23 protein-coding genes are annotated in these 26,094 nt (G+C 62.8%); 9 read left to right on the top strand and 14 right to left on the bottom strand.

What is annotated here, in order from left to right:
* The first annotated feature begins 10 nt into the window (after window positions 1–10).
* From HHL24_RS31120 to yacG, 8 genes are all read left to right on the top strand, one after another.
* Window positions 11–1,144, top strand: coding sequence for an FHA domain-containing protein (locus tag HHL24_RS31120; RefSeq protein ID WP_169489160.1), 1,134 nt, complete (start codon window positions 11–13; stop codon window positions 1,142–1,144).
* Window positions 1,145–1,240: 96 nt separating this feature from the next.
* On the top strand, window positions 1,241–2,545 hold the full coding sequence (locus HHL24_RS31115; protein WP_169489159.1) for an HlyC/CorC family transporter: 1,305 nt from the start codon (window positions 1,241–1,243) through the stop codon (window positions 2,543–2,545).
* A 130-nt stretch (window positions 2,546–2,675) separates the two neighbouring features.
* Window positions 2,676–3,983, top strand: a complete 1,308-nt coding sequence (locus tag HHL24_RS31110; RefSeq protein WP_169489158.1) for a GspE/PulE family protein — start codon at window positions 2,676–2,678, stop codon at window positions 3,981–3,983.
* Entirely contained in the window at window positions 3,980–5,209 is a 1,230-nt protein-coding gene (locus HHL24_RS31105; protein ID WP_169489157.1) for a type II secretion system F family protein, read from the top strand. Before HHL24_RS31110 ends, HHL24_RS31105 begins: the two co-directional genes overlap by 4 nt.
* 28 nt (window positions 5,210–5,237) lie before the next feature.
* Window positions 5,238–6,179 (top strand): prepilin peptidase, encoded by a 942-nt coding sequence (locus HHL24_RS31100; RefSeq protein WP_169489156.1) that lies wholly within the window; start codon window positions 5,238–5,240, stop codon window positions 6,177–6,179.
* 3 nt (window positions 6,180–6,182) lie between these two features.
* Window positions 6,183–6,785 carry a dephospho-CoA kinase gene (gene coaE / locus HHL24_RS31095; protein ID WP_169489155.1) on the top strand — a complete coding sequence of 201 codons (603 nt, stop codon included), beginning with the start codon at window positions 6,183–6,185 and terminating at the stop codon, window positions 6,783–6,785.
* A gap of 151 nt (window positions 6,786–6,936) precedes the next feature.
* Window positions 6,937–7,692: a cell division protein ZapD gene (gene zapD / locus HHL24_RS31090; RefSeq protein WP_091798841.1), complete on the top strand. Its 756-nt coding sequence runs from the start codon at window positions 6,937–6,939 to the stop codon at window positions 7,690–7,692.
* Window positions 7,693–7,806: 114 nt separating this feature from the next.
* The gene (gene yacG / locus HHL24_RS31085) at window positions 7,807–8,004 is read left to right on the top strand and encodes a DNA gyrase inhibitor YacG (protein WP_169489154.1); all 198 of its coding nucleotides are present in this window, start codon (window positions 7,807–7,809) and stop codon (window positions 8,002–8,004) included.
* A gap of 93 nt (window positions 8,005–8,097) precedes the next feature.
* On the opposite strand, the gene HHL24_RS31080 is transcribed toward yacG, so the two are convergent.
* From HHL24_RS31080 to secA, 4 genes are all read right to left on the bottom strand, one after another.
* Window positions 8,098–8,520 (bottom strand): NUDIX domain-containing protein, encoded by a 423-nt coding sequence (locus HHL24_RS31080; RefSeq protein ID WP_169489153.1) that lies wholly within the window; start codon window positions 8,518–8,520, stop codon window positions 8,098–8,100.
* Window positions 8,517–9,386, bottom strand: coding sequence for an ATP-binding protein (locus HHL24_RS31075; protein ID WP_169489152.1), 870 nt, complete (start codon window positions 9,384–9,386; stop codon window positions 8,517–8,519). The genes HHL24_RS31080 and HHL24_RS31075 overlap by 4 nt, the downstream gene beginning before the upstream one ends.
* A gap of 42 nt (window positions 9,387–9,428) precedes the next feature.
* Window positions 9,429–10,670 carry a bifunctional glutamate N-acetyltransferase/amino-acid acetyltransferase ArgJ gene (gene argJ / locus HHL24_RS31070; RefSeq protein WP_169489151.1) on the bottom strand — a complete coding sequence of 414 codons (1,242 nt, stop codon included), beginning with the start codon at window positions 10,668–10,670 and terminating at the stop codon, window positions 9,429–9,431.
* A 151-nt stretch (window positions 10,671–10,821) separates the two neighbouring features.
* Window positions 10,822–13,632 (bottom strand): preprotein translocase subunit SecA, encoded by a 2,811-nt coding sequence (gene secA / locus HHL24_RS31065; RefSeq protein ID WP_169489150.1) that lies wholly within the window; start codon window positions 13,630–13,632, stop codon window positions 10,822–10,824.
* 290 nt (window positions 13,633–13,922) lie between these two features.
* Here secA and HHL24_RS31060 point away from each other — a divergent pair, with 290 nt between their 5' ends.
* Window positions 13,923–14,408, top strand: a complete 486-nt coding sequence (locus tag HHL24_RS31060) for a DciA family protein (RefSeq protein WP_169489149.1) — start codon at window positions 13,923–13,925, stop codon at window positions 14,406–14,408.
* Between the two features lie 80 nt (window positions 14,409–14,488).
* On the opposite strand, the gene lpxC is transcribed toward HHL24_RS31060, so the two are convergent.
* The 10 genes from lpxC to murD form a co-directional block, all read right to left on the bottom strand.
* On the bottom strand, window positions 14,489–15,406 hold the full coding sequence (gene lpxC, locus HHL24_RS31055) for a UDP-3-O-acyl-N-acetylglucosamine deacetylase (protein WP_169489148.1): 918 nt from the start codon (window positions 15,404–15,406) through the stop codon (window positions 14,489–14,491).
* 290 nt (window positions 15,407–15,696) lie between these two features.
* A complete protein-coding gene (locus tag HHL24_RS31050; RefSeq protein WP_169489147.1) occupies window positions 15,697–16,200 on the bottom strand; it encodes a peroxiredoxin in 504 nt (167 codons plus the stop codon).
* Window positions 16,201–16,448: 248 nt separating this feature from the next.
* Window positions 16,449–17,654, bottom strand: a complete 1,206-nt coding sequence (ftsZ, locus tag HHL24_RS31045; RefSeq protein WP_169489146.1) for a cell division protein FtsZ — start codon at window positions 17,652–17,654, stop codon at window positions 16,449–16,451.
* A 132-nt stretch (window positions 17,655–17,786) separates the two neighbouring features.
* Window positions 17,787–19,019: a cell division protein FtsA gene (ftsA, locus tag HHL24_RS31040; RefSeq protein WP_007180311.1), complete on the bottom strand. Its 1,233-nt coding sequence runs from the start codon at window positions 19,017–19,019 to the stop codon at window positions 17,787–17,789.
* A 27-nt stretch (window positions 19,020–19,046) separates the two neighbouring features.
* A complete protein-coding gene (locus tag HHL24_RS31035) occupies window positions 19,047–19,799 on the bottom strand; it encodes a cell division protein FtsQ/DivIB (protein ID WP_169489145.1) in 753 nt (250 codons plus the stop codon).
* A 24-nt stretch (window positions 19,800–19,823) separates the two neighbouring features.
* Entirely contained in the window at window positions 19,824–20,765 is a 942-nt protein-coding gene (locus HHL24_RS31030) for a D-alanine--D-alanine ligase (protein WP_169489144.1), read from the bottom strand.
* Window positions 20,766–20,770: 5 nt separating this feature from the next.
* The gene (gene murC / locus HHL24_RS31025; RefSeq protein WP_169489143.1) at window positions 20,771–22,174 is read right to left on the bottom strand and encodes a UDP-N-acetylmuramate--L-alanine ligase; all 1,404 of its coding nucleotides are present in this window, start codon (window positions 22,172–22,174) and stop codon (window positions 20,771–20,773) included.
* On the bottom strand, window positions 22,171–23,289 hold the full coding sequence (murG, locus tag HHL24_RS31020) for an undecaprenyldiphospho-muramoylpentapeptide beta-N-acetylglucosaminyltransferase (RefSeq protein WP_169489142.1): 1,119 nt from the start codon (window positions 23,287–23,289) through the stop codon (window positions 22,171–22,173). Before murG ends, murC begins: the two co-directional genes overlap by 4 nt.
* A complete protein-coding gene (ftsW, locus tag HHL24_RS31015; protein ID WP_169489141.1) occupies window positions 23,286–24,575 on the bottom strand; it encodes a putative lipid II flippase FtsW in 1,290 nt (429 codons plus the stop codon). The genes murG and ftsW overlap by 4 nt, the downstream gene beginning before the upstream one ends.
* Window positions 24,572–26,086 (bottom strand): UDP-N-acetylmuramoyl-L-alanine--D-glutamate ligase, encoded by a 1,515-nt coding sequence (murD, locus tag HHL24_RS31010; protein WP_169489140.1) that lies wholly within the window; start codon window positions 26,084–26,086, stop codon window positions 24,572–24,574. Before murD ends, ftsW begins: the two co-directional genes overlap by 4 nt.
* Between the last annotated feature and the right edge of the window lie 8 nt (window positions 26,087–26,094).

Raw genomic sequence — 26,094 nt, 5'->3', positions numbered from 1 at the left:
AAACATTACGATGCTCCAGCCGTCTCTTAAGCTCACCATTCTCGCTAGCCACGGTAAAGCGCTTGCCAGCGGCGCATGTGCAAGCTTCGCGCCCCAAGGCGGCAACATCGGCCGCGCTGCCGACAGCACGCTCAGGCTGCCTGACGACGATACCGTCGCCGAGCGCCACGCCGTCATACGCGCGCAATACGGCGCATGGTGCCTCCTTAATATCGGCGGGCACGCGGCGCTGACGGTGAACGGCAAGCCGATCGCCGTGGGTCAGGAGATCCATTTGCAGTCCGGCGATATCGTCAATATCGGCAGTTATGTCTTGCAGGCAACCGAGACGTCGCCGCCGGCATGGGACTTTCAGATGCAGATGCGCAGGCCATCCGGCGCCACCCCACAGGATCCGAACTTGCCGCGGCCAGACAATGCAGGCGAATCGGCCAGGTTGGCAACGCCGCCCATGGAACCGTTGGTATTCGGACGCCTTGACGGCCAGTCTGCTAGCGAGCCGCCGTCCGGCGGCCTGGACGGGCTGCTCGACACGCCGGTCGACCCGCTTGCGCTATTTGGCGCGCCAAGGCAGGGTTGGAACAACCCAACTGAAGCGAGTTCATCAGACTTATTCGCCGACCTGACGGGCGGCAGGGCCGCTAGCGGCTTTGAAGCCGGCTTAACAGACGGACTGCACGGTTTCGCGCTGCGGGACGACGCGCCGGAACACAGCGCGCCGCTGCGGCTCAAGATTGCGAACGCAAAAACGCCGGTGCCGCCGGACAGCACGCCTGCCACGATTGCAACCGCCATGGCAGCCGCTCACCCTGCGTCTAACGAATCCGCGCCGGCGACTGAACGTCCCGCCAAAGTCGCTGTTCCTCAATACGGTGAACATTCCCAAGTGAAAGCGGCGCTTCGCCACGGTGGCCTCATCAGGCTCACCTGCGCGCACACGCCGGTGAACCTGAACGACGCACCGCACGAACCCCAAGAGCCGCACCCGGGCAGCCGCGACGCCACCCCGTGGGCGCTGCTCGCACTGAGCGAGGCGTTTCTCGACGGCGCGGGCGTACACCCCGACAGGCACATCGAAGCGGGCCTCACGCCTGAATTCATGCGCGCCCTCGGCGCGATCGCGCGCGCGCTGAGGGAACGGTAGGGACGCCGCTGCCGCGCCTCAGGCCACCCAGCCTGGCGGTTCGCGCAGCCCCCTCTGCTATATTCTCTCCATCCCGTCCCCTATCCTTCACCGCGCGTGGAACAACTTCCCTTATGGGCGCAGATCGGCGCCGTCTTTCTGCTGCTTATCTGCTCCAGCTTCTTTTCGATTTCCGAAACGGCGATGATGGCGATCAACCGCCATCGCCTGAAACACCTTGCCAACCAGAATGCGCTCGGCGCGAAGACCACTCAGGGACTTCTGGCGCACACGGACCAGCTGTTAAGCGTGGTCCTGATCGGCAACAATCTGTTCAATACCATCATTCCGGTGCTCACCACCTCGATCGCGCTGCATACGTTCGGCCGCAATAACGTCGTGCTGTCCATCGCGACCGGCATCGTCGCGTTTCTGATCATTGTGTTCGCGGAAATCACGCCGAAAATCGTCGGCGCGACGTTCCCCGAGAAGATCGCGCTGCCGGCCAGCCTGCTGATCGCACCGATGATGCGAGTCGGCAAGCCGCTCGTCTGGTTCGTCAATCTGTTCGCGAACACGATCTTGCGAGTCCTGCATATCAACACCAAAGGCGCGCACGATCAGCGGCTTTCCACCGAAGAACTGCGCACCATCGTGCTCGAGTCAGGCAGCTTCATGCCGACCAAGCACCGCAGCATTCTGTTGAACCTGTTCGATCTCGAGAACATTTCCGTCGACGACGTGATGATCCCGCGCCGCCGCATCGAAGCGCTCGACTTCGACGCGCCGTTCGAGCAGATTCTGCATCAGCTGGAAACCTGTTATCACAACAAGCTGATCGTCTATCAAGGCGACATCGACCGCGTGCTTGGCGTGCTGCACGTGCGCAAGACACTGGCTGCGCTGCACAATCAGGAACTGGAGCGCGAGACGCTGCGCGAGTTGCTGGCCGAGCCGTATTTCGTGCCTAGCGGCACGCCGGTATTCCAGCAGCTGCAGTACTTCCAGGAGAGCCGTCACCGCACGGCGCTGGTCGTCAACGAGTACGGCGAGCTGCAAGGACTGGTCACGCCGGAAGACATCATCGAAGAGCTGATCGGTGAATTCACCACGTCGATTCCGCGCGGCGCCAATTCGCGCGGCGGCTGGAACGAGAACGGCGAATGTATCGTTGCCGGCAGCATGCCGCTGCGCGAGCTGAACCGCTGGCTGCATCTCACGCTGCCGACCGACGGACCCAAGACGCTTAACGGGTTGATTCTCGAAATACTCGAAGAGATTCCCGATGGCGACGTGTGCGTTCAGATCGGCGAGATGAAACTCGAAGTGATGCGCAGCGACGACCAGGCGATTCGCACCGTCAAGCTGTTCAGACCGCCCACTCGCGCGGGCGCGAAAGCCGTCAAGGCCGCGCGCGGCTAAGCCCTGCACGCCGCAGCATCGCACACGGGCGCAGCGCGCGCCATTAGCCGATTGGCTGAATGGTGATGTCAGCGGCCTTACCGGATGATGGAGTCGTCGTGTTCTACAGGCGGCTCATCACCGGTCTCTCATGCAAGGTTCTTTTCAACGCGCGGCGTCGTTGCGCCCTGTCGCCGTCGATAGCGAAGGCCCAGCCAAACCCAGGCACAACGCCTTTGCTGCCGACGCCAGTGTCAGCGCTCACCTCAACGCGAGTCTCACCGATTCCGACAACGCGCCTGCCGTACGCCTCTTGACCGACACGTTGCAGGAGGCAACCCGCCGCAATGCGTCGGACCTGCACATCGAACCGGAGGAGCATGGCTGGCGCGTGCGTTTGCGCATCGACGGCGTACTGCACGAAATCCCGCAGCCACCGGCGCATCTGCGCGACGCGTTCATCACGCGCGTGAAGGTGCTGGCGCGCATGGATATCGCCGAACGGCGCGTGCCGCAGGACGGCCGGCTGCGTATTGCTACGTCGCCCGGCCGCGTCGAAGACTATCGCGTCAACTCGCTGCCTACGCTGTTCGGCGAAAAGCTGGTGTTGCGCAGGCTCGACGCGCTACCCACCGATCTTTCGCTCGACTCGCTCGGCCTCGATCCACAACAACGTGAAGCAGTCGATGCCGCGATTCGCGCGCCGCACGGCCTCGTGCTGGTCACCGGGCCCACCGGTAGCGGCAAGACGCTGTCGCTGTACTGCTTCCTGCACATGCTCAACAATGAGGCGCGCAATCTGTGCTCGGTGGAGGATCCGGCGGAAATTCAATTGGCGGGTATCAATCAGGTGAGCGTGCGCGAAAAGGCCGGCCTGACATTCGCGGTGGCGCTGCGTGCGTTTCTTCGTCAGGACCCCGATGTGATCATGGTTGGCGAAATTCGCGACGACGAAACCGCGGACGTCGCCGTGAAGGCCGCGCAAACCGGCCACCTCGTCCTGTCCACCTTGCATACGAACGACGCGCCTGCTGCCGTCGCGCGTCTGATCGACATCGGTGTCGAGCCGTATAACCTGGCCGCCGCGCTAAGGATGGTGACGGCACAACGGCTGGTGCGGCGGCTGTGCGTGGCGTGCCGCGCACCCGCGCCGCAATCGGCGGCGGCGCTACGCGCAGCGGGCTTCACCGACGATCATCTCAACGGCTGGCAACCATTCGGCCCCACCGGATGCGCCGCTTGCCACGGCATCGGCTACCGCGGCCGCGTCGGGGTTCATCAGGTGATGCCTGTCTCCGATGCGATGCGCGAGTTGATCGTGGCACGCGCAGGCACCCATGAACTGGCCCGGCTCGCGCAAACTGAACATGTCGCCACCTTGCGCGACGCAGCCTTGGCGCGTGTGCGCGACGGCACGACGAGCCTTGCCGAAGCGCTGGCCGCCACGGAGGTCGCATGAGCGCCGCGACGACTCACCCACCGCCAGCGGCCGAGATGCGCTTCAGATGGCGCGGCGTCGATACCGACGGCGTACAAAAGGCCGGTGCCCTCATTGCGCCAGACGTAAGCGCCGCGCGAGCCATACTCAAGCGCGAAAAGCTGTTCATCGTAGAACTGGCGGCCCGCGGGCCGGCGCCACGTCCCAAAACCCGCACCACCGACGTGACGATATTCACCCGCCAGCTTGCCAGTCTGCTGCGCGCCGGTTTGCCGCTTGCACCTGCACTCGATCTTCTCGCTCAACCGCAGAGTTCGCGCCAGCCCGGCATGCCGCGAATCGTCGGCGCGCTGGCGCGCGATATCACCGGTGGCCTGCGTTTTTCGGCGGCATTGCAGCGGCATCCGGCGCAATTCAATGCGCTGTACTGCCAGCTTGTCGAGGTCGGCGAAGCGGCCGGCGCATTGGCGACAGTCCTCGCCCGGCTCGCTGACGACCGCGAACGTGCTGCCGCGCAGCGTGCCAAGGTGCGCGCGGCGCTGACCTATCCGGTGGCCATCCTGTTGCTCGCCATTGCGATTACCGCGGCGTTGCTGATCTGGGTTGTGCCTACCTTCAAGCAGATCTTCGACGGCTTCGGAGCGAAGCTGCCCGCACCGACGCAGTTCGTGCTGGCTTTGTCCGCAGGTGCCGCGCAATGGAGCATTCCTCTGGTCATCATGACCTTCACAGCAAGCTCGGCTGTGACATTTCTGGTACGACGTTCCGAAGCAACACGCATCCGTTTCGCGCGCATATCCCTGACAATGCCAGTCGCCGGTCCGTTGCTGCGCACCTTGTGCGCGGCGCGCTGGAGCCGCGCGCTCGGCACCTTGCTGTCGGCCGGCACTCCGCTCGCGGACGCGTTCGATTCACTGACTCACGCCACCGGCAACGCTTTCTTCGATCGCGCCACCGTGGAGATTGCCGCCCGGCTGCGGCGCGGCGAACGGCTCGCCGCAGCAATGCGCGCGGCGCACTGCTTTCCACCGGAGGTCGTACAGCCGGTTGCAGTTGCCGAGGAGTCCGGCGCGCTCGACACAATGCTGATCGATGTGGCATCGCTCGCCGATCGTCAGGTAGACGAAAAGATCGGCACGCTCTCGAGCCTGTGCGAGCCGCTTGTCATCATCGTGCTAGGTACGCTGGTCGGCGGCCTGGTGATCGCGATGTATCTTCCCATTATTCAACTCGGCAACGTGGTGTAGCATCGCAGCCGAATCCCACCCTTTATATATGCAGGCCACCATTCCGCTCGTGTCAGATACCTCTTCCAGCCTGCTTTCGGGCCTGCTGCCCGGCCACTTCGCAACCGGCCTCGGGCTCGCGTTCGGCAGCTTGCCCAGCGGCCTGCAGATCGCATTCGCGGTCGTATTCGGTCTGGTGATCGGCAGCTTCCTGAACGTGGTCGTGCATCGAGTGCCGATCATGCTGGAGCGTGCGTGGCGCGAGGAGGTCAGCGAGGCCACCGAACAACCGCTCGAAAACGACGGCTTGCCCGCCCGCTACAACCTGTGGGTGCCGCGCAGCGCATGCCCTCATTGCGGCCATGTGCTCAGCGCGTGGGAGAATCTGCCGGTGCTGAGCTATCTGATATTGCGCGGGCGCTGCTCGGCATGCAAGACACGCATAAGCCTGCGCTATCCGCTGCTGGAAATCGCGAGCGCCGCCTTCGCGGCCGGGGCGCTCGCGCTGTACGGGCCGACCGGCATGGCATTCGCCGCCTTCGGACTATGCGCCGCACTGCTCGCGATGAGCGCGATCGACATCGACACTCATCTGCTGCCGGACTCGATGACACTGCCGCTCCTGTGGGCTGGCCTGATCGTCAACTTCAACGGCATGTTCGCGAGCCTCCACGATGCCGTGCTGGGCGCGATCTTCGGCTATCTGGTGCTGTGGGCCGTGCATTGGCTGTTCCGGTTGGTGCGCGGCGTTGAAGGGATGGGTTATGGCGATTTCAAACTGCTGGCTGCGCTCGGCGCATGGCTCGGCTGGGCGGCGCTGCCGCAGATTGTGCTGATCGCGGCGGTCGCGGGCGCGGTGGTCGGTCTCGTGGCGACATGGCGCGGCCGCATGCGCTTCGAAGAGCCGCTGCCGTTCGGGCCATTTCTCGCAGCGGGCGGTGCTGTTACGCTATTTCTCGGCACACCGCTTTATCTGGCGTTGGGAGGCTGAAGCATGTTTGCTGTGGGATTGACCGGTGGCATCGGTAGCGGCAAATCGACCGTGGCCGACCTGTTCGCCGCGCACGGCGTGCCGCTTGTCGACACGGACCTGATCGCGCACCGCATCACGGCGCCGCACGGCATTGCGATGCCGCAGATCGCCGCGGAGTTTGGCGATTCGTTCGTTGCGGCAGACGGCTCGCTCGACCGCGCCCGTATGCGCACGCTGGTGTTCAGCGACGACGGCGCGCGCAAACGCCTCGAAGGCATCACGCATCCGTTAATTCGTGCGGAGACCGAGCGCGAACAGCGTGAGGCGCAAGGGCCGTATGTAATCGTGGTGGTACCGCTGCTGGTGGAGTCGGGTAGCTGGAAGACACGCGTGAATCGTGTATTGACGGTCGATTGCAGCGTCGAGACGCAAATCTCGCGCGTGATGAGTCGCAACGGGTTTAGCCGTGAACAGGTGCTGGCGATCATCGCCCGCCAGGCGACGCGCGAAGCACGCCTCGCTGCAGCCGACGACGTAATCAACAACGACAACGCGCCGCTCGAAGCGCTCAAAGCGCACGTCGATGCGCAGCATCGCGTCTATCTGTCGCTAGCGGGCGCCTGAGAACACGCGAGCCGAAGCACTCAGAAAACCGCCCGAAACACGTGAAAAAAGTTGCAAAAGCGCGCTGAAAAAGTGCGTGATTGCTAGGGTAGTCTCACGGCATTAGAATGTTCTGCATTCCCGTCACCGACCACGCCCGAGGCGAGCCCGCTTGATCCTTTACGAGTATCCCTTCAACGAGCGAATCCGGACGCTATTGCGCCTCGAAGATCTGTTCGAGCGCTTCACGTTCTTTCTGACTCAGGAAGACGCCCGTGAACATCACGTCGCACTGACAACGTTGTTCGAAATCTCCGAGGTTGCGGGTCGCGCGGATCTGAAGTCCGATCTGATGAAGGAACTCGAGCGCCAACGGCAAACCCTGGCGCCGTTCCGGGGCAATCCGGGTATCGAGCAGAACGCGCTGGAGGCGGTGCTAGGGGAAATCGAGCAAACCCTGGCGGGGCTTTCACAGATGCAGGGCAAGACCGGCCAGCATTTGGCAGACAATGAATGGCTCGCCAGTATCCGCAGCCGCGCGATCATCCCGGGCGGCACCTGCAAGTTCGATTTGCCCTCGTACTACGCATGGCAGCAGATCCATCCTGATCAGCGTCGGCAGGACATCGCCAAATGGGTCACGCCGCTGCTGCCGTTGCGCGATGCGGCGACAATCGTGCTGCGCCTCGCGCGCGAATCGGGTCAGGCGTCCAAAGTCATGGCGATGCAGGGTAGCTATCAGCAGATGCTGTCAGGCCGTTCATACCAGTTGATGCAAGTACGGGTGGCACCTGAATTGCGCGTGATTCCAGAGGCCAGCGCTAACAAGTACATGCTCTGGGTGCGATTCACGGTGCAGGACGGCGATCTGCGTCCTCGCGCGGTGGATGTCGACGTACCGTTCCAGCTCACGCTGTGCAGCCTGTAAACTGGCCTGCAAGGGCCGCCTCGTAGAACTGAAGCGCGGGGCTGCGCCTTTAAAGCAGCGAAAAATGCCCCTATATTCATTACTTGTTCCGTTTCCGATCGACTGCCTGACCGTATGCCTACCGTCGTCAAATGCCCCACTTGCGGGAAGGATGTCCGCTGGACCCCTGAAAACCGCTTCCGCCCGTTCTGCTCCGATCGCTGTAAGCAGATCGACCTCGGCGCCTGGGCCGCTGAGAAGTACAAAATAGGCGGCACGGCTGAAGAAGCGCCGGCGGATGAATCGCCTGGCGGAGACTACAACCCGCATTGAGCACGGCGGCAGGCTGTAGACACACGCAGGGCGTGCTGCAGTCGCGCGGGACGACGCTACTTATGCAGCGCCCCCTGCAATCGCGTCATTTCTCTAGTTTTTCTCAGCCGCGAGCCATTCCAGCACGGGAATCGTCGCCGGCAACAACGGCGAGACATCCGCTGGCAGCGTCTGCCAGACAAATGCCTGGCCTTCACGCCCGTGCGGCTCGCCGGACCACTGCGTCACCTTGCAGAAGAACAGCCGCACATAGGCGTGCGGGTAGTCGTGTTCGAGCGTGTGCCAAAGATGGCTCGCCTCGACGTCGATACCCAGTTCCTCGTGCAACTCACGCGCTAGTGCGGCCTCGACCGACTCGCCCGCCTCCAGCTTGCCGCCCGGAAACTCCCAGTACCCTTCGTACGGCTTGCCGGCCGGGCGCTGCGCCAGCAGATAGTGTCCGTCCGGCTGGATCAGCACGCCGACAGCCACCTCGGTCACCGGGCGGCCAGCCGCGTTCTTCTGCGCGTCGCTCATGCCGAGGTCTTCCGGCCAGACCAGTCGCGAGCGAATTGCCACGCGACGCGGCCCGAGCGTGAACCGCGCTCCAGCGCCCACACCAGCGCATCGCCACGCGCCGCCTCGACTTCCGCGTCGTCGCAGCCGAAATGGCGCAGCCAGTGGCCGATGATCGACAGGTAGTCGTCCTGCTTGAACGGGTAGAAGCTGACCCACAGCCCGAAGCGCTCGGACAGCGAGATCTTTTCTTCGACCAGTTCGCCCGGATGAATCTCGCCGTCGGACGTGTGCTTGTACGTCTCGTTGTCGCTCATGTACTCGGGCAGCAGATGGCGGCGGTTGGACGTTGCGTAGATCAGCACGTTGTCTGACTGCGCAGCGATCGAGCCGTCGAGGGCGACCTTCAGCGCCTTGTAGCCTGACTCGCCGTCTTCGAACGACAGGTCGTCGCAGAACACCACGAAGCGCTCCGGCCGTTGCGCGATCAGATCGACGATGTCGCCGAGATCGTGCAAATCGTCTTTATCCACTTCGATCAGGCGCAGGCCGTCTTTCGCATAGGCGTTCAGGCACGCCTTGATCAGCGACGACTTGCCGGTGCCGCGCGCGCCCGTCAGCAGCACGTTATTAGCCGGCTGCTTGTGCACGAACTGACGCGTGTTCTGCTCGATCAGCCCTTTCTGGCGGTCGATGTTTTGCAGGTCGTCGAGCGTGATCGACGAAATGGCGGGAACCGGCTGCAGATAGCCGCGCCCCTGGCGCTTGCGCCAGCGAAAGGCGACCGCCGCCGACCAGTCGATCTCCGGTTGGGCGGGTGGAAGCATCGCTTCGAGGCGGACGAGCACGGCTTCGGCCCGGGTCAGAAACTGTTCGAGTTTGTCCATGGCTGTAAGGTAAGCGGCCAAAGGGCCGCGTAATAAACCTGGTTACGAACGATAGTCGGCGTTGATGCTCACGTAGTCGTGCGACAGATCGCAAGTCCAGATCGTGGCTTGCGCATTGCCGCGCCCGAGTACGACGCGAATGCCGATCTCGCTCTTTTTCATGACGCGCTGGCCGTCTTCCTCACGGTAGGCCGGATTGCGGCCGCCGGCAGTGGCGACCAGCACGTCGTCCAGATACAGATCGATCTTGCCGACGTCGAGATCGTCCACGCCGGCATAGCCGATGGCCGCGAGAATGCGGCCGAGATTCGGGTCCGATGCATAGAAGGCCGTCTTCACGAGCGGCGAGTGGCCGATCGCGTAAGCGATCTGGCGGCATTCGCCGACGCTCGAGCCGCCTTCGACATGCACGGTCATGAATTTGGTCGCGCCTTCGCCGTCGCGCACGATCAGTTGTGCGAGGGTCTGGGCGACTTCGGTCACCGCGTCGCGCAGCGCTGCATAAGCGGGCGAATCGGTGGACGTGATCGCCGGCAGGCTCGATTGGCCCGAGGCGATCAGGATGAAAGAATCGTTGGTCGACGTATCGCCGTCGATCGTGATGCAGTTGAACGAACGGTCCGCCACATGCTTGACCAGCGCGTCGAGCACCGGTTGCGCGACAGCGGCGTCGAACGCGAGGAAGCCGAGCATAGTCGCCATGTTCGGCTTGATCATACCGGCGCCCTTGCTGATGCCGGTGAGCGTGACAGTGTGGCCGTCGATCGTGACCTGGCGCGAGGTGGCTTTCGGCAGCGTGTCCGTGGTCATGATCGCCTGGGCGGCGTCGTACCAGTTGGCTTCCTTGCGGTTCGCCAGCGCGGCCGGCAAACCGGCCTTCAGACGATCGACCGGCAGCGGCTCCAGAATCACGCCCGTCGAAAACGGCAACACCTGTTCCGGCGTGATGTCCACGAGACGCGCGAGTTCGTCGCAGGTTTCGCGCGCAGCCACGAGGCCTGGTTCGCCCGTGCCTGCATTTGCGTTACCGGTGTTGATTACCAGCGCACGAATCGGCTTGCAGCCTGCGCGCACGCGCTCCAGATTCTCACGGCACACCGTGACGGGTGCAGCGCAAAAGCGGTTCTGCGTGAACACGCCGCCTACCGTCGCACTTTCGCCGACGGAAATGACCAGCACGTCCTTGCGGTTCGGCTTGCGGATATTCGCCTCCGCCCAGCCCAGCGTAACGCCGGCGACAGGGTGAAGTTGAGCGGGATCGATCGAGGGGAAATTGACAGCCATGGTCGCGACCTGTCGAAGAAAATGCCGGCAGACGCCGGCATCGAAGGAAACGGAAACTGATGGCTCGGGCATGTTGCCGAACCATCGCGAAATCACCAGCAAAACAGCGTGTAAAACGAAGCGGCGCGCTTAAAGCGCGCCGCCTTCGCCATTACGCGATCTTGCCGTGGCACTGCTTGTACTTCTTGCCGCTACCGCACGGGCACGGGTCGTTACGGCCAACCTTCGGCACATTGTCCCCGCTGAGATCCGATGCGACGGCATGCGACGAGCCATGGCTCATCGCGTCGCCAATCATCGCGGCAGTGGCCGCTTCCGCAGCAGCAGGCGCTGCTGCTGCCGCTTCGGCGAATTCTGCGTGACGGAACTCGACGTTTTCGAGGTGGCTACCTTGCTCTTCATACTGCTCGGCGGCCTGTTCCAGCTGTTCAGGCGACTGGATCTGCACGTTCATCACCACACGGGTGACTTCGAGCTTCACAGCGTCGAGCATGGCGGCGAACAGTTCGAACGCCTCGCGCTTGTATTCCTGCTTCGGATTCTTCTGCGCGTAACCGCGCAGATGGATACCTTGGCGCAGGTGATCGAGCGCGGCCAGATGTTCGCGCCAGCTGCGGTCCAGCGTTTGCAGCATGATCGAGCGTTCGAACGCGCTAAACGATTCGCGGCCGACCTGTTCGACCTTTGATTCATACGCTTCGTCCGCAGCGGCTTCGACAGCTTCGAGAATCTCGTCCACGCTGATCGAGTTCGACTCGTTGATCATTTCCTGGATCGCGAGGTCGAGCTGCCATTCGTTGCGCAGCACTTCCTCCAGCTCGGGCACGTCCCACTGCTCTTCGATGCTGCCAGCCGGCACGAACTGGTGAACGATATCGGCGATCACGCCATGACGCATGGCGCCGATGGTTTCGGTGATGTCGTTCGCTTCGAGCAATTCATTGCGCTGCTGGTAGATCACCTTGCGTTGATCGTTCGACACATCGTCGTATTCGAGCAATTGCTTGCGAACGTCGAAGTTGCGCGCTTCCACCTTGCGCTGCGCCGATTCGATCGAACGCGACACGATGCCCGCCTCGATCGCCTCGCCTTCAGGCATTTTCAGGCGGTCCATGATCGCGCGCACGCGATCGCCCGCGAAAATGCGCAGCAGCGGATCTTCCAGCGACAGATAGAAGCGCGACGAACCCGGGTCGCCCTGACGGCCTGCACGGCCGCGCAACTGGTTGTCGATCCGGCGCGATTCGTGACGTTCGGTGCCGATGATGTGCAGACCGCCCGCGGCCTTCACCTGATCGTGCAGCGCTTGCCATTCGTCGTGCAGCTTTTGAATACGGGTTTGCTTCTCTGCGTCAGAAAGCGTTTCATCCTTTTCGATGAAAGACGCCTGCTTTTCGGCGTTACCGCCAAGCACGATGTCGGTACCGCGACCGGCCATGTTCGTGGCGATCGTGACACGCTTCGGACGGCCCGCTTCGGCGACGATCTCAGCTTCACGCGCGTGCTGCTTGGCGTTCAGCACTTCGTGCGGCAACCCAGCCTGCTTCAGCAGATGCGACAGCAGTTCCGAGTTTTCGATCGACGTCGTGCCGACCAGTACCGGCTGACCACGCTCATGGCAATCGCGAATGTCGCGGATCACCGCGTCATAGCGCTCCTTGGCGGTCTTGTAGATCTGATCCTGCTTGTCGATCCGCTTCGGCGGACGGTTGGTCGGGATCACGACCGTTTCGAGACCGTAGATCTCGTTGAATTCGTACGCTTCGGTATCGGCCGTGCCGGTCATGCCGGACAGCTTCGCGTACATACGGAAGTAGTTCTGGAACGTGATCGACGCGAGCGTCTGGTTCTCGCTCTGGATCTTGACGTGTTCCTTCGCCTCAACCGCCTGGTGCAAGCCGTCCGACCAGCGGCGGCCCGACATCAGACGGCCGGTAAATTCGTCGACGATCACGACCTCGCCGTTCTGCACGACGTAGTGCTGATCCTTGAAGAACAGCGTGTGCGCGCGCAGTGCGGCGTACACGTGGTGCATCAGCGTGATGTTCTGCGGCGCGTACAGGCTTTCGCCCTCGCCGATCAGGCCCCATTCGGCGAGCAGACGCTCAGCCTTTTCGTGGCCCGATTCCGTCAGGAAGACCTGGCGGCCTTTCTCGTCCAGCGTGTAGTCGCCCGGCTTTTCGACGCCGGTGCCGTCTGCCTTCTCTTCGCCGATCTGGCGTTCGAGCAGCGGCGGCAGCGCATTCATGCGCACGTAGAGTTCAGTGTGATCTTCGGCCTGGCCGGAGATGATCAGCGGCGTACGGGCTTCGTCGATCAGGATCGAGTCGACCTCGTCGACCACCGCGAAATTCAGGGCTCGCTGCACGCGCGCGTCGGTCTCGTAGACCATGTTGTCGCGCAGGTAGTCGAAGCCGAATTCGTTGTTGGTGCCGTAAGTAATGTCGGCGGCGTACGCTTCCTGCTTCGCGCCATGATCCATCTGCGACAGATTGATGCCGACCGACAGACCCAGGAAGTTGTACAGACGCGCCATCCATTCGGCGTCGCGCTGTGCGAGGTAGTCGTTCACCGTGACGACGTGCACGCCGCGGCCCGACAGCGCATTCAGGTACACCGGCAGCGTGGCGACGAGCGTCTTGCCTTCGCCGGTGCGCATTTCGCCGATCTTGCCGTAGTGCAGGACCATGCCGCCGATCAGCTGCACGTCGAAGTGGCGCATTTTCAGCACCCGCTTGCTGGCCTCACGGCACACCGCAAAGGCCTCTGGCAGGAGCTTGTCGAGCGACTCGCCACTCGCAACACGCTGGCGGAATTCACCCGTTTTGGCGCGCAGTTGGTCGTCCGTCAATTGCTCGATCTGCGGCTCGAGCGCATTGATCGCCGTGACGGTCTTTTGATATTGCTTGACTAGCCGCTGGTTGCGGCTGCCAAAAATCTTCTGTAGAAAACCGGTGGTCATCGGATCGGTGTCTGCGTCGCGGCTTCGGCTGGTTCGCGGCGTGCGGTTCGTGCACGTGCGCTCCGGGGTCGGAAGGGCCTCGGCGGCTTAGTCCAAGAGTGAATTCGAATCGGGCATTTTAGCACGCGCCCCCGGCCGCGCCTGTGTCAGCGGCGCGACGGCGGCAAGGCACAGGAAGCCCGCCGCAGCGACCTCCGGCGGTACGCATTGAGGCGGGTCCGCGTGCATCCCGCGCGGTACAATCGCGGCGTGAGCGCACATCGGGTGCAAACACGCCGTCACCGTCAAACATGAGCCGTTTTCCGTCCTTTTCAAGGCCGCCGCCCAAGCAGTTCAAAGCGCGCCGCCCGCAGCCCGTCGCCGAAGTGCTGAATCGCACCGACGCGTTCGTGGCCCTGCGCGCGGGCGTCGAGCAGATTGCGGCGCTGGAAAAGGATCTGCGCGAGCTGCTGCCGGACTATCTGGCAACGAGCGTGGAGCCGAGCTTCATCAAGGAAGGCGTGCTGGCCCTGTTTACCGGGCACAACGCACTGGCCGCCCGCCTGCGCCAGATTGAGCCGCGGTTGCTGTCAGATCTGCAGCAGCGCGGCTGGCCGGTCAATGCGCTGAGGATTCGCGTGCGGCCGCAGCCTTTGAAGGAACCGCCGCCGGTCAAGCAGGCGCGCATGACGCCGGTCGGCGCGGATGCGCTGCACGCGCTCTCCCAATCGCTCGCACCCTCGCCGCTGCAGGAAGCTTTGGCGAAAATGGCCGCGCGGCATCGGAGAAATCGCTGAACAAAAAATAAGCGGCCCAGATGGGCCGCTTATTTTTCATCCATTCACTTCGGAAAGTTCATCCGAAGGCGCTACTCACATCACGCGAACGCCGTTTGCGTTTCGTATGCAAAGCCGCGCGGCGCCTTCTGCGTGTCGTCGAAAGTAACGACTTCGTATGAATCCTCATGTGCCAGCAGCTCGCGCAGCAGCGCGTTGTTCAGGCCGTGGCCCGACTTGTATGCCGTGTACGAAGCCAGCAACGGATGGCCGATCACGTACAGATCGCCGATCGCGTCGAGCATCTTGTGCTTCACAAATTCGTCGTCGTAACGCAGTCCGTCGTTGTTCAGAATGCGGTATTCGTCCAGCACGATGGCGTTATCCATGCTGCCGCCGCGCGCCAAACCGAGTTCGCGCATCATTTCCACTTCATGCGCAAAGCCGAACGTACGCGCACGGGCTATTTCCCGCACATACGACGTATTGGCAAAATCCACTTCCAGCGCCTGACCGGTTTTATCCACAGCCGGGTGACGGAAATCGATGGTGAATTTGAGCTTGAAACCAAAATACGGATCGAGACGCGCGAATTTATCGCCGTCGCGAATTTCGACCGGCTTGGTGACCTTAATGAATTTCTTCGGCGCGTTCTGCTCTTCAATACCGGCCGACTGAATCAGAAACACGAACGAACCCGCACTGCCGTCCATGATTGGAATTTCTTCAGCGGTGACGTCGATATAAAGGTTATCGATGCCAAGGCCTGCACATGCGGACATCAAATGCTCGATAGTCGACACGCGCGCGCCGTCTTTCTGCAACACGGAAGCGAGACGCGTATCGCCAATCGCCATCGCCGACGCGGGGATGTCCACCGGCGTGGGCAAATCCACGCGCGAAAACACGATGCCAGTACCCGCCGCCGCCGGGCGGAGCGTCAGTTCGACCTTGCGGCCGGAGTGCAGGCCGATGCCGACTGTCTTGACGATTGATTTGATAGTGCGCTGCTTCAACATGGTGATCTTCTATTCGATTGAAAATCCCAATCGGGACTTTTTATTCCATAGCGCGAAGTATACTCCAATACCCTAAGGAGCGTCGTTGCGCGGAACGTATCAATCTGTTTCGCTGCATTACCCAATGGGCGCCCGTCAGGGAAAGCGTGACGGGCCGATGTCCGGAACGGAGGCGTTTCCGGTCATCGGCCCGCGTAACGGCCCGTCACAAAAGCGTCTTATACGCCGTTGCCCTGATACAACGCGGTAACCGCGCAGGCTCGGGGCGTTGGCATCTAACGCAAGCGTAACTAGCTCAACGTAGCGAGGATACTCCCTGCATCGCTGACTTCGAATTTGCCGGCAGCCTCGACGCTCAACGTCTTGACCACGCCGTCGTCGACAACCATCGCGTAGCGTTGGGAACGGATTCCCATGCCGCGCGCCGACAAATCCTGCTCAAGACCGAGCGCCCGCGTGAAAGCCGCACTGCCGTCCGCCATCATGCGCACCTTGCCCGAGGCGTGCTGATCGCGTCCCCACGCGCCCATTACGAACGCGTCGTTGACGGACACGCACCAGATCTCGTCAATGCCGAGCGCGCGCAACTGCTCGGCGTGCTCGACGTAACCCGGTACATGTTTGGCCGAACAGGTCGGCGTAAACGCTCCCGGCAACCCGAAGATCACCACGCGCTTACCCGCCGTCTGCTCGCGCACGTCGAAGCTGTTAGGCCCCAGCGTGCAGCCCGCCCGCGCGTCTTCGACGAACTCGAAGAGCGTCGCGTCGGGCAGCTTTTCACCTGTCTGAATCATGCTCAGTCCTTTGCATCGATGCGAAGCACGCTCGCACGTTGTCGTGTCGCAGTGAATTCAGCGTCTGCCTAACAAAGGCTCCGCCATCCGGCGACAGTTGCCCCATCCGCTTCGCGAATCCGAAGAGGGCACTTGTCCTTGCCGCGAATCAGACGATACGCGGCGTGTTCGCCGTTCACCCGCCACGCTCGTGCATTCGTCCGCCAGCGCTACTAAAACAGCGCGGCAACGAAAGCCTGCTCGTGCGCTCAGTCCGCCTGCTTGCGCAGGAATGCCGGAATGTCGTACGTATCGACGCCCTTTTCCTGCAGCGCCTGCACGTGCGAAGCCGCCGTATCGCGCGACGTGCGCCACACAGCCGGCGTATCCAGCGCGCCGTAATCGGCCGTGCTTGCATGATGCGACGACGACGGTGCGTAAGCAGCGTGCTGCATCGCGCCGATAGGCTGGTTGTCCGTGCCGGTGCGCAACAGCGTCATCGGTGCCGATTGCTGCTTCTTCGCTGCACGGCCCAGACCCGTTGCCACGACCGTCACGCGCAGCGCGTCGCCCATTGCATCGTCGTACACCGCGCCGAAAATCACGGTTGCGTCTTCTGCAGCATAGCTCTTGATGGTGTTCATCACTTCGCGCGTTTCCGACAGACGCAGCGAACGGCTCGACGTGATGTTGACCAGCACGCCACGCGCGCCCGACAGATCCACACCTTCCAGCAGCGGGCTGGCCACAGCCTGCTCAGCAGCCAGACGTGCGCGATCGACACCGGCAACCGTCGCCGTGCCCATCATCGCCTTGCCCTGCTCGCCCATCACCGTCTTCACGTCTTCGAAGTCGACGTTCACCAGACCGTCGACGTTGATGATTTCCGCGATGCCGGCAACTGCATTGTTCAGGACGTCGTCTGCGCACTGGAAGCACTTGTCCATCTCGGCGTCATCGCCCATCACCTCGAACAGCTTGTCGTTCAGAACGACGATCAGCGAGTCGACGTGATCCTCCAGTTGCTGCGAACCCGCTTCTGCGACGCGCATCCGCTTGCCGCCTTCGAATTCGAACGGCTTGCTGACCACGCCAACAGTCAAGATACCCATTTCCTTGGCGATCTGCGCGACCACCGGTGCTGCGCCCGTGCCCGTGCCGCCGCCCATACCGGCGGTGATGAACACCATGTGCGCGCCGCGCAGTGCGTCGGCGATGCGCTCACGTGCTTCTTCTGCTGCTGCGCGGCCCATTTCCGGCTTGGCGCCAGCGCCCAGACCCGTGTTGCCGAGCTGGATCACCGCAGAGGCGCGCGAACGCGACAGCGCTTGCGCGTCCGTGTTCATCACGATGAAGTCGACGCCTTGCACGCCTTTGTTGATCATGTGCTGAACGGCATTGCCGCCAGCGCCGCCTACTCCGATCACCTTAATGATGGTGCCGTTCGTTTCGGTTTCCAGCATCTGGAATTCCATGTTGCCTCCGTCAAGATAAAAAATTACAGCCACTTCGGCCGTTATTCGGCAGGAGATCGGGCAACCCCCTGTCGCGCGCCAGCCGCCGGCACCAACGCGTATTTACGTAAAACCGTTCAAAACCAGAATTCGTTAGAAGTTGCCGAGGAACCAGTCTTTCATTCGCGTGAAGACCTGGCCCATCGACCCCGACTGCACGGCGACCTTGCGGCCGCGCATCCGTTGCGAGCGTCCTTCGACGAGCAGACCCATCGCCGTCGAATAACGCGGGTTACGCACGACGTCAGCCAGACCGCCGGCGTATTCCGGCACGCCGATCCGCACCGGCTTCAGGAAAATGTCCTCGCCGAGTTCGACCATGCCGAGCATCATCGACGCGCCGCCGGTCAGCACCACGCCGGAGCTCAGCAGTTCCTCGTAACCCGACTCGCGCACCACCTGCTGCACGAGCGAAAACAGTTCTTCGACGCGCGGCTCGACCACCGCCGCCAATGCCTGGCGCGACAGCGTGCGCGGCCCGCGCTCGCCGAGGCCCGGCACTTCGATCATTTCGTCCGGATCGGCCAAGGCTTGCTTCGCAATGCCGTAGTCGACCTTGATGTCTTCCGCGTCCGGCGTCGGCGTACGCAGCGCCATCGCGATGTCGCTGGTGATCTGGTCGCCGGCGATCGGAATCACCGCCGTGTGACGAATCGCGCCTTCGCTGAAAATCGCGATGTCCGTCGTGCCGCCGCCGATATCGACCAGCACCACGCCGAGTTCCTTTTCGTCTTCCGTCAGCACCGCCAGCGACGAAGCGAGCGGCTGCAAAATCAGATCGTTCACTTCGAGCCCGCAACGGCGCACGCACTTGACGATGTTCTGCGCCGCGCTCACCGCGCCGGTGACGATATGCACCTTCACTTCCAGGCGGATGCCGCTCATGCCGATCGGCTCGCGCACATCTTCCTGACCGTCGATGATGAATTCCTGCGTCAGGATGTGCAGCACCTGCTGATCCGTCGGGATGTTGATCGCCTTCGCCGTCTCGATCACGCGCGCGACGTCCGTCTGCGTGACTTCCTTTTCCTTGATCGCCACCATGCCGCTCGAATTGAAGCTGCGGATATGGCTGCCGGCGATCCCGGTAAATACGTTCGTGATCTTGCAGTCGGCCATCAGCTCGGCCTCTTCGAGTGCGCGCTGAATGGACTGCACGGTGGCTTCGATGTTCACCACCACGCCTTTCTTGAGTCCCTTTGATTCGCTCTGGCCGAGGCCGATCACCTCGTAGTGACCCTCGCCCTTCAACTCGGCGACGATAGCCACTACCTTCGACGTCCCAATGTCGAGGGCGACCAGCAGATCTTTATAGTCTTTACTCATAGCGTGCTCATTGCGTGTGATGTCCCTTTACTTCTTGCCCTTGTCGGGTTCGCTGATAAAGCGCATGCCAGCGGCACGAATCGCGAAACCGTTCGGATAGCGCAAGTCCGCATACTCGATATCCTTTCCCCAACGTTGCGTCACCGCGTTCCACGCCGCGGTCAGGCGCCTGCTCCGATCGAGCAACGTGTCCTGATTGCGTTCGCGCCCAAGTTCCACCTGCATTCCGTTCGACAGCTTCACCGTCCACGCGTACCGCGGCGACAACGTGACTTCTTCGGGCGTTGCGCCCAACGGCGCAAACCACTTCTTGAAGTCGCTATAGCGCGCGACGACTTCTTTTGCCGTACCGTCCGGGCCGTCGAACGCGGGCAGCTCTTCTTCGAGCTCACCCTGGTTCGCGGTGAACAGTTCGCCGTCCACGCTCACCAACTGATCGCTGCCCCACGTCCCAAGCGGTTTGTACTCTTCAAGCGTGACAGCCAGCGCATTCGGCCACACTCGCCGCACGCTCGCGTGCCGCACCCAAGGCATCTGCTCGAACGCCTGGCGTGCGACGTCGAGATCCACCGTAAAAAAGTTGCCCTTCAAGCGCCCGACTACCCCGGCACGCACCGTCGGCGAATTGATGTGCTCGGTATCGCCGTCGATCTGAATTTCACGCAGCGCGAAATTCGGCCGCTGGATCAGCCAGTAACCGCCTGCCGCCAGCAGCACGAGCACCAGCAACGCATGCAATGCGTTGGCGGCGAAATTGAGCTGGCGAACGTTGTTCCACATGGTGTTGCTTTCGGGTTACCCCGGTTAGTCCGCAAGGGTCAGCGCCAACACGCCGACAACCAGTTCCTGATAGCTGATGCCCACCGCGCGCGCCGCTTTCGGCGGCAGCGAGTGATCGGTCATCCCAGGCGCCGTGTTCACTTCGAGGAAATACGGGTTGCCGTCGGCGTCGAGCATGAAATCGGCACGGCCCCAATCGGTGCAGCCGAGCACGTCGAACGCGCGGCGCGCCAGCACTTTCAGGCGCGACTCTTCGTCCGCCGTCAGACCGCACGGAATCAGGTACTGCGTGTCGTTGGCGATGTATTTCGCGTGATAGTCGTAGAACTCGCCGGCCGGCACGATGCGGATCACCGGCAGGTCCAGATCGCCGGCGATGCACGCGGTATATTCGCCGCCGCCTTCAATGCTCGTTTCCACCACGACGATCTTGTCGTACTTGACCGCTTCGAGCAGCGCTGCCGGCAATGCGTCGGCGCTTTTCACCTTGATCACCGCGACGCTCGAGCCTTCGCTGGCCGGCTTCACGAACAGCGGCAAACCGAGCTTCGCGACGATGTCTTTCGCCCGTGCTTCGTAGTCGTCACCGCGCAGTACGGCCTCGAACGGCGGCGTCGGAATGCCGAGTTGCTGCCACACGAGCTTGGTGCGGAACTTGTCCAGACCGAGCGCCGAGCCGAGCACGCCGCTACCGGTGTAACGGATCCCGTAGAAATCCAGCGCGCCCTGAATCTGGCCGTTCTCGCCATAACCGCCGTGCAGCGCGTTGAACGCGCGCACGAAGCCTTCGTCCTTCAACGCGGCGAGCGGACGCTCGGCCGGATCGAACGGATGCGCGTCAATACCGGCGTCACGCAGACCTTGCAGCACGAGGCGGCCGGAATTGAGCGACACCTCGCGCTCGGCGGAGTCTCCACCGAGCAGCACTGCCACTTTGCCGAATTGTTTCGGATCGATACCGCTCATCTCACTCACACCTTCGTTTCTTGTGCCAGGCGACCCGGCACACCGCCGATCGAACCCGCGCCCATCGTGATCACCACATCGCCGTCGCGCACCACTGCTGAGAGCGCGTCCGGCACTTCATCCACCGTATCGACAAACACCGGCTCGACCTTGCCCACCACGCGCAGCGCGCGCGCCAAGGCGCGGCCGTCCGCGGCGACGATCGGCGCCTCACCGGCCGAATAGACTTCGGTCAGCACAAGGGCATCGACGGTCGACAACACCTTCACAAAATCTTCGAAGCAATCGCGCGTGCGCGTGAAGCGGTGCGGCTGGAATGCCAGCACCAGACGCCGCCCCGGAAACGCACCGCGCGCCGCCGCCACCGTTGCCGCCATTTCGACCGGGTGATGACCGTAGTCGTCGACCAGCGTGTACGCACCGGTAGTGTTGCCTTCGCTCACCACCGGCACTTCGCCGTAGCGCTGGAAGCGTCGGCCCACGCCGTTGAAATCTGCTAGCGCTCGCTGGATATCGGCATCTTTCACTTCAAGTTCAGTCGCAATTGCGATTGCGGCCAAAGCGTTCTGAACGTTGTGCTCGCCAGGCAGGTTCAAGACGATGTCGATCGGCGCCGCGTCTTCGCGCATTGCCGTGAAATGCATCTTGCCGCCGCGCGCTTCTACGTTGACCGCGCGCACCTGTGCGTCCGGCGCAAAACCGTAACGGATGATCGGCTTCGACACGAACGGCAGGATCTCCTTCACGTTCGGATCGTCGACGCACAGCACCGCGATGCCATAGAACGGCAGACGATGCGTGAATTCGATGAACGCCTGCTTGAGCCGCGCGAAGTCGTGGCCGTAGGTGTCCATGTGATCGGCGTCGATGTTCGTGATGACTTCGATCACCGGGAACAGATTCAGGAACGATGCATCCGACTCATCCGCTTCGGCGACGATGAAGTCGCCCGTACCCAGACGCGCATTCGCGCCCGCGCTGATCAGCCGGCCACCAATCACGAACGTCGGGTCGAGCCCGCCCGCTGCCAGCACGCTCGCCACCAGCGAGGTGGTCGTGGTCTTGCCGTGCGTGCCGGCAATCGCGATGCCCTGCTTCAGGCGCATCAGTTCCGCGAGCATCACGGCGCGCGGCACGATCGGAATGCGGCGATGACGCGCGGCCAGCACTTCCGGGTTGTCACTGCGCACCGCAGTGGAAACAACCACGGCGTTTGCGCCTTCGATGTTCTCCGCCGCGTGGCCAATCGCGATACGCGCGCCGAGCGCGGCGAGGCGGTCGGTGATCGCGTTGCTCGTAAGATCCGAGCCGCTCACCTGATAGCCGAGGTTGACCAGCACCTCCGCGATGCCGCTCATGCCGACACCGCCGATGCCGACAAAGTGAATATGTTTGACGATGTGTTTCATTGCTTTCCTTCTGGGCTCGCGCCCGAAATCGAACCCGCCACAGTCGCGCAAATCTGCGCGACCTGTTCCGTGGCGTCGGGTTTCGCGAGCGAGCGCGAACGCTCCGCCATCTCCGCGAGGGTCTCTCGCGTCTGGCTGCGCAACCAGTCGGCGAGCGTTTCCGCCGACAGATCGCGTTGCTGCACGACCAGCGCCGCGCCGTTATCGGCGAGGAACGCTGCATTAGTGGTTTGGTGATCGTCTACTGCAAATGGGAACGGCACGAAGAACGCCGCCACCCCTACCGCTGAAATCTCCGACACGGTCATCGCACCCGAACGGCAGATCACCAGATCCGCGTTCGCGTACGCGCTCGTCATGTCGTCGATGAAAGGCACGAGTTCTACATCGGCGCCGGCTTGCAGGCCCGCTGCCGCGTAGTTCTCACGCAGCGCTTCAATATGCTTCGCGCCCGCCTGATGCACGATGCGCGGACGTTCGTTCGGCGCCAGCAGCGCAACGGCGCGCGGCACCACTTCATTCAATGCCGCCGCACCCAGACTGCCGCCCACCACCAGCACATTCAGCGGACCACTGCGCTGCGCGTAGCGTGCTTTGGGTGCAATTGCGCGCGCAAGTTCCGCACGAATTGGATTTCCGGTCCATTCGCCGTGCGGCAGCGCATTCGGGAATGCAACCAGCACGCGTTTGGCGACTTTCGCGAGCACCTTGTTGGCGAGACCCGCAATCGAATTCTGTTCATGCAGCACCAGCGGACGGCCGCTCAACGCGGTCATCAAACCCGCCGGGAACGTGATGTAACCGCCCATGCCGAGCACGACGTCGGGCTTCACGCGACGCAACACGCTCAGACTTTGCGAGCAGGCGCGCAGCAGATTGAGCGGCAACATCAGCTTGGTCTTCAGACCCTTGCCGCGCAGTCCGCCAAAGCGCACGTATTCCATTGGGATGCCGTGTTTCGGCACCAGCGTGGCTTCCATGCCCGCAGGATTGCCGAGCCATACGACCTTCCAGCCCCACGCCTGCATCAGGTGCGCGACCGCGAGCCCCGGGAACACATGTCCCCCGGTGCCACCGGCCATCACCATCAGCGTGCGTTGCGGCAGAGCGGTCATACTTTCCCTCCACGCATCAACACCCGGTTCTCATAGTCGACACGCATCAAAACGGCCACGGCCACGCAGTTCAGCAAGATGCCCGAGCCGCCGTAGCTGACGAGCGGCAACGTGAGACCTTTAGTCGGCAGCAGGCCAAGGTTCACGCCCATATTGATAAAGGTCTGCGCACCGAACCAGATGCCGATGCCCTTCGCGACCAGCCCGGCAAACGTGCGGTCGAGTGCAAGTGCCTGACGGCCGATCTCGAACGAGCGGCGCACGATCCAGTAGAACATCAGGATCACGACGAGCACGCCAACGAAACCGAGTTCTTCGCCGATCACCGCGAGGATGAAGTCGGTATGCGCCTCCGGCAGATAGTTGAGCTTTTCGACACTGCCGCCCAAGCCCACGCCAAACCACTCGCCGCGCCCGAAAGCGATCAACGAGTGCGTCAATTGATAAGCCTTGCCCTGCGCGTAACGGTCGTCCCACGGATCGAGGTAAGCGAAGATCCGCTCACGACGCCACGGCGACGCCCACACCAGCAAGCTGAACGTGCCGACCGCGGTGGCCACCAGGCCGCCGAACAGCTTGCCGTTCACGCCGCCGAGGAACAGCACGCCCATCGCAATCGCGGCGATCACCATGAACGCGCCCATGTCCGGTTCGAGCAGCAGCAACGCGCCGACGAGCCCCACCGCCACTGCCATCGGCAGAAAGCCCTTGGCAAAGCTGTGCATGTATTCCTGCTTGCGCACCGTGTAGTTCGCCGCGTAGATCGTCACGGCGAGCTTCATGATTTCCGACGGCTGCATGTTCGTGATGCCGAGCGGAATCCAGCGACGCGCGCCGTTCACGCCCTTGCCGACGTGTGGAATCAGCACGATCACCAGTGCGACCAGCGAGATCAGGAAAAGCTTCGGCGCGTACTTATCCCACGTCGAGATCGGGATGCGGAACGACACAACGCCGATCACCGAGCCCATCACCACGAAAATGATCTGGCGCACGAGGAATGCGTAATCGCGGTACGACGCGTACTTCGGCGAATCGGGCATCGCGATCGACGCCGAATACACCATCACGACGCCGAGCCCGAGCAACGCGACGACCACCCACAGCAGCGAGTGATCGTAGTCGAGCATCCGCGAGCGCAGCGGACGCACGCCATTCACGGCGCTCGCAAGACCGCTGCCGCCGGTGCGGCTGGAGGCGCGACCCGCGCTGCCCGCGTTACTCGTATCGCCGTCGCCCGCACGAGCGCCGGCGAGGCGCGAGCCGAAGCGTTCCGACCAGCTCATATCATCGTCCCCCGTTCAGCCGCGATGTCTTCCACCGTGCTGCGGAACACCGCCGCGCGATGTGCGTAACCCTTGAACATGTCGAAGCTCGCGCAAGCCGGCGACAGCAGCACGGCGTCCCCTGGTTGCGCCAATGCGGTGGCGGCCCGCGTCGCTTCTTCGAGCGTCGCGTGGTCGGTCATCGCGATACCGGTGTCCGCCAGCGCGGCGCGGATTTGCGGTGCGTCGCGCCCGATCAGCATCACGGCGCGACACCAACGCATCACCGGTGCGGCGAGCGGTTCGAACTCCTGGCCCTTGCCGTCGCCACCGGCGATCAGCACCGCGCGTTGCGCGAGACCGTCGAGCGCGGCAACCGTCGCGCCAACGTTGGTGCCCTTGCTGTCGTCGACGTAATCGACGCCTTCGATCGACGCGATCAATTCCACGCGATGCGGCTCGCCGCGGTATTCGCGCAGGCCGTGCAGAAGCGGCGCGCCGGGCAGACCGATTGCGCGAGCCAGTGCATACGCAGCCAATGCGTTTGCGGCATTGTGCAGGCCGCGAATACGCAGCGCGTCCGCCGGCATCAGGCGTTTGAGCGCGATGTTCTTCGGTGCCGCCACTTCGTTCTTGCGACGGCGCGTCGGCGCGGGTTCGTCGCTGGCGGCGCGATCGTGCGCTTCGACCAGCCAGATCATGCCGTTGTCGCGCAACAGACCGTAGTCGCCGTCGTTCTTCGGCTCGGTAACGCCGAAGGTGATCATCGCTGCATCAGCGTCGGCCGAAGGAGCAAGCGCCATCACACGCGAGTCGTCGCGATTCAGCACGCGCACGGTCTGTGTACCGAAGATGCGGCCCTTTGCGGCGGCGTATGCATCGAGGCCGCCGTGCCAATCCAGGTGATCTTGCGTAATGTTCAGAACGACCGCTGCATCCGGAGTAAACGTATGGGCGGTTTCCAACTGGAAGCTCGACAGTTCCAGTACCCACACGTCGGGCAACGCGGTGTTGTCGATCGCTTCGCTGAGCTTGTCCAGTGCGGCTGGGCTGATGTTGCCCGCCACCGCGACCTTCTTGCCGGCGCGTTCGCACAGGAGACCGGTCAGGCTCGTCGTCGTGGTCTTGCCGTTAGTGCCGGTGATCGCGATCACCTTCGGCGCGTAACCGCTTTCGCCGAGCGTCTTCAGTGCTTGCGCGAAAAATTCGAGTTCGCCCCAGACAGGGATGTCGCGCTCACGCGCCGCTGTGATCAGCGGCAGCAAGTCGGCGGCAAGCGGCGACAAACCCGGGCTGATCGCCACGAGTTCGACGCCTTCGAGCAACGCGAGCGAGAACGGTCCGCCGACGAACTCGGCATCGACGCTGTGCGCTTCCATCGCGGACAGGTTCGGCGGCACCTCGCGCGTATCGGCCACACGCAGCCGACAGCCGTGCCGCGCGCACCAGCGCGCCATCGCGAGACCGGATTCACCGAGTCCCAGCACGAGCACCATCGGCTTTTGCCGATCCCGAAACTTCTCGCCAAACATCGCCTGCT

The organism is Paraburkholderia polaris, from assembly GCF_012927345.1.
Classification (GTDB): Bacteria; Pseudomonadota; Gammaproteobacteria; order Burkholderiales; family Burkholderiaceae; genus Paraburkholderia; species Paraburkholderia polaris.
The sequence above is the reverse complement of the archived record's forward strand: the minus strand, read 5'-3'. Positions and strand labels throughout refer to the sequence as shown.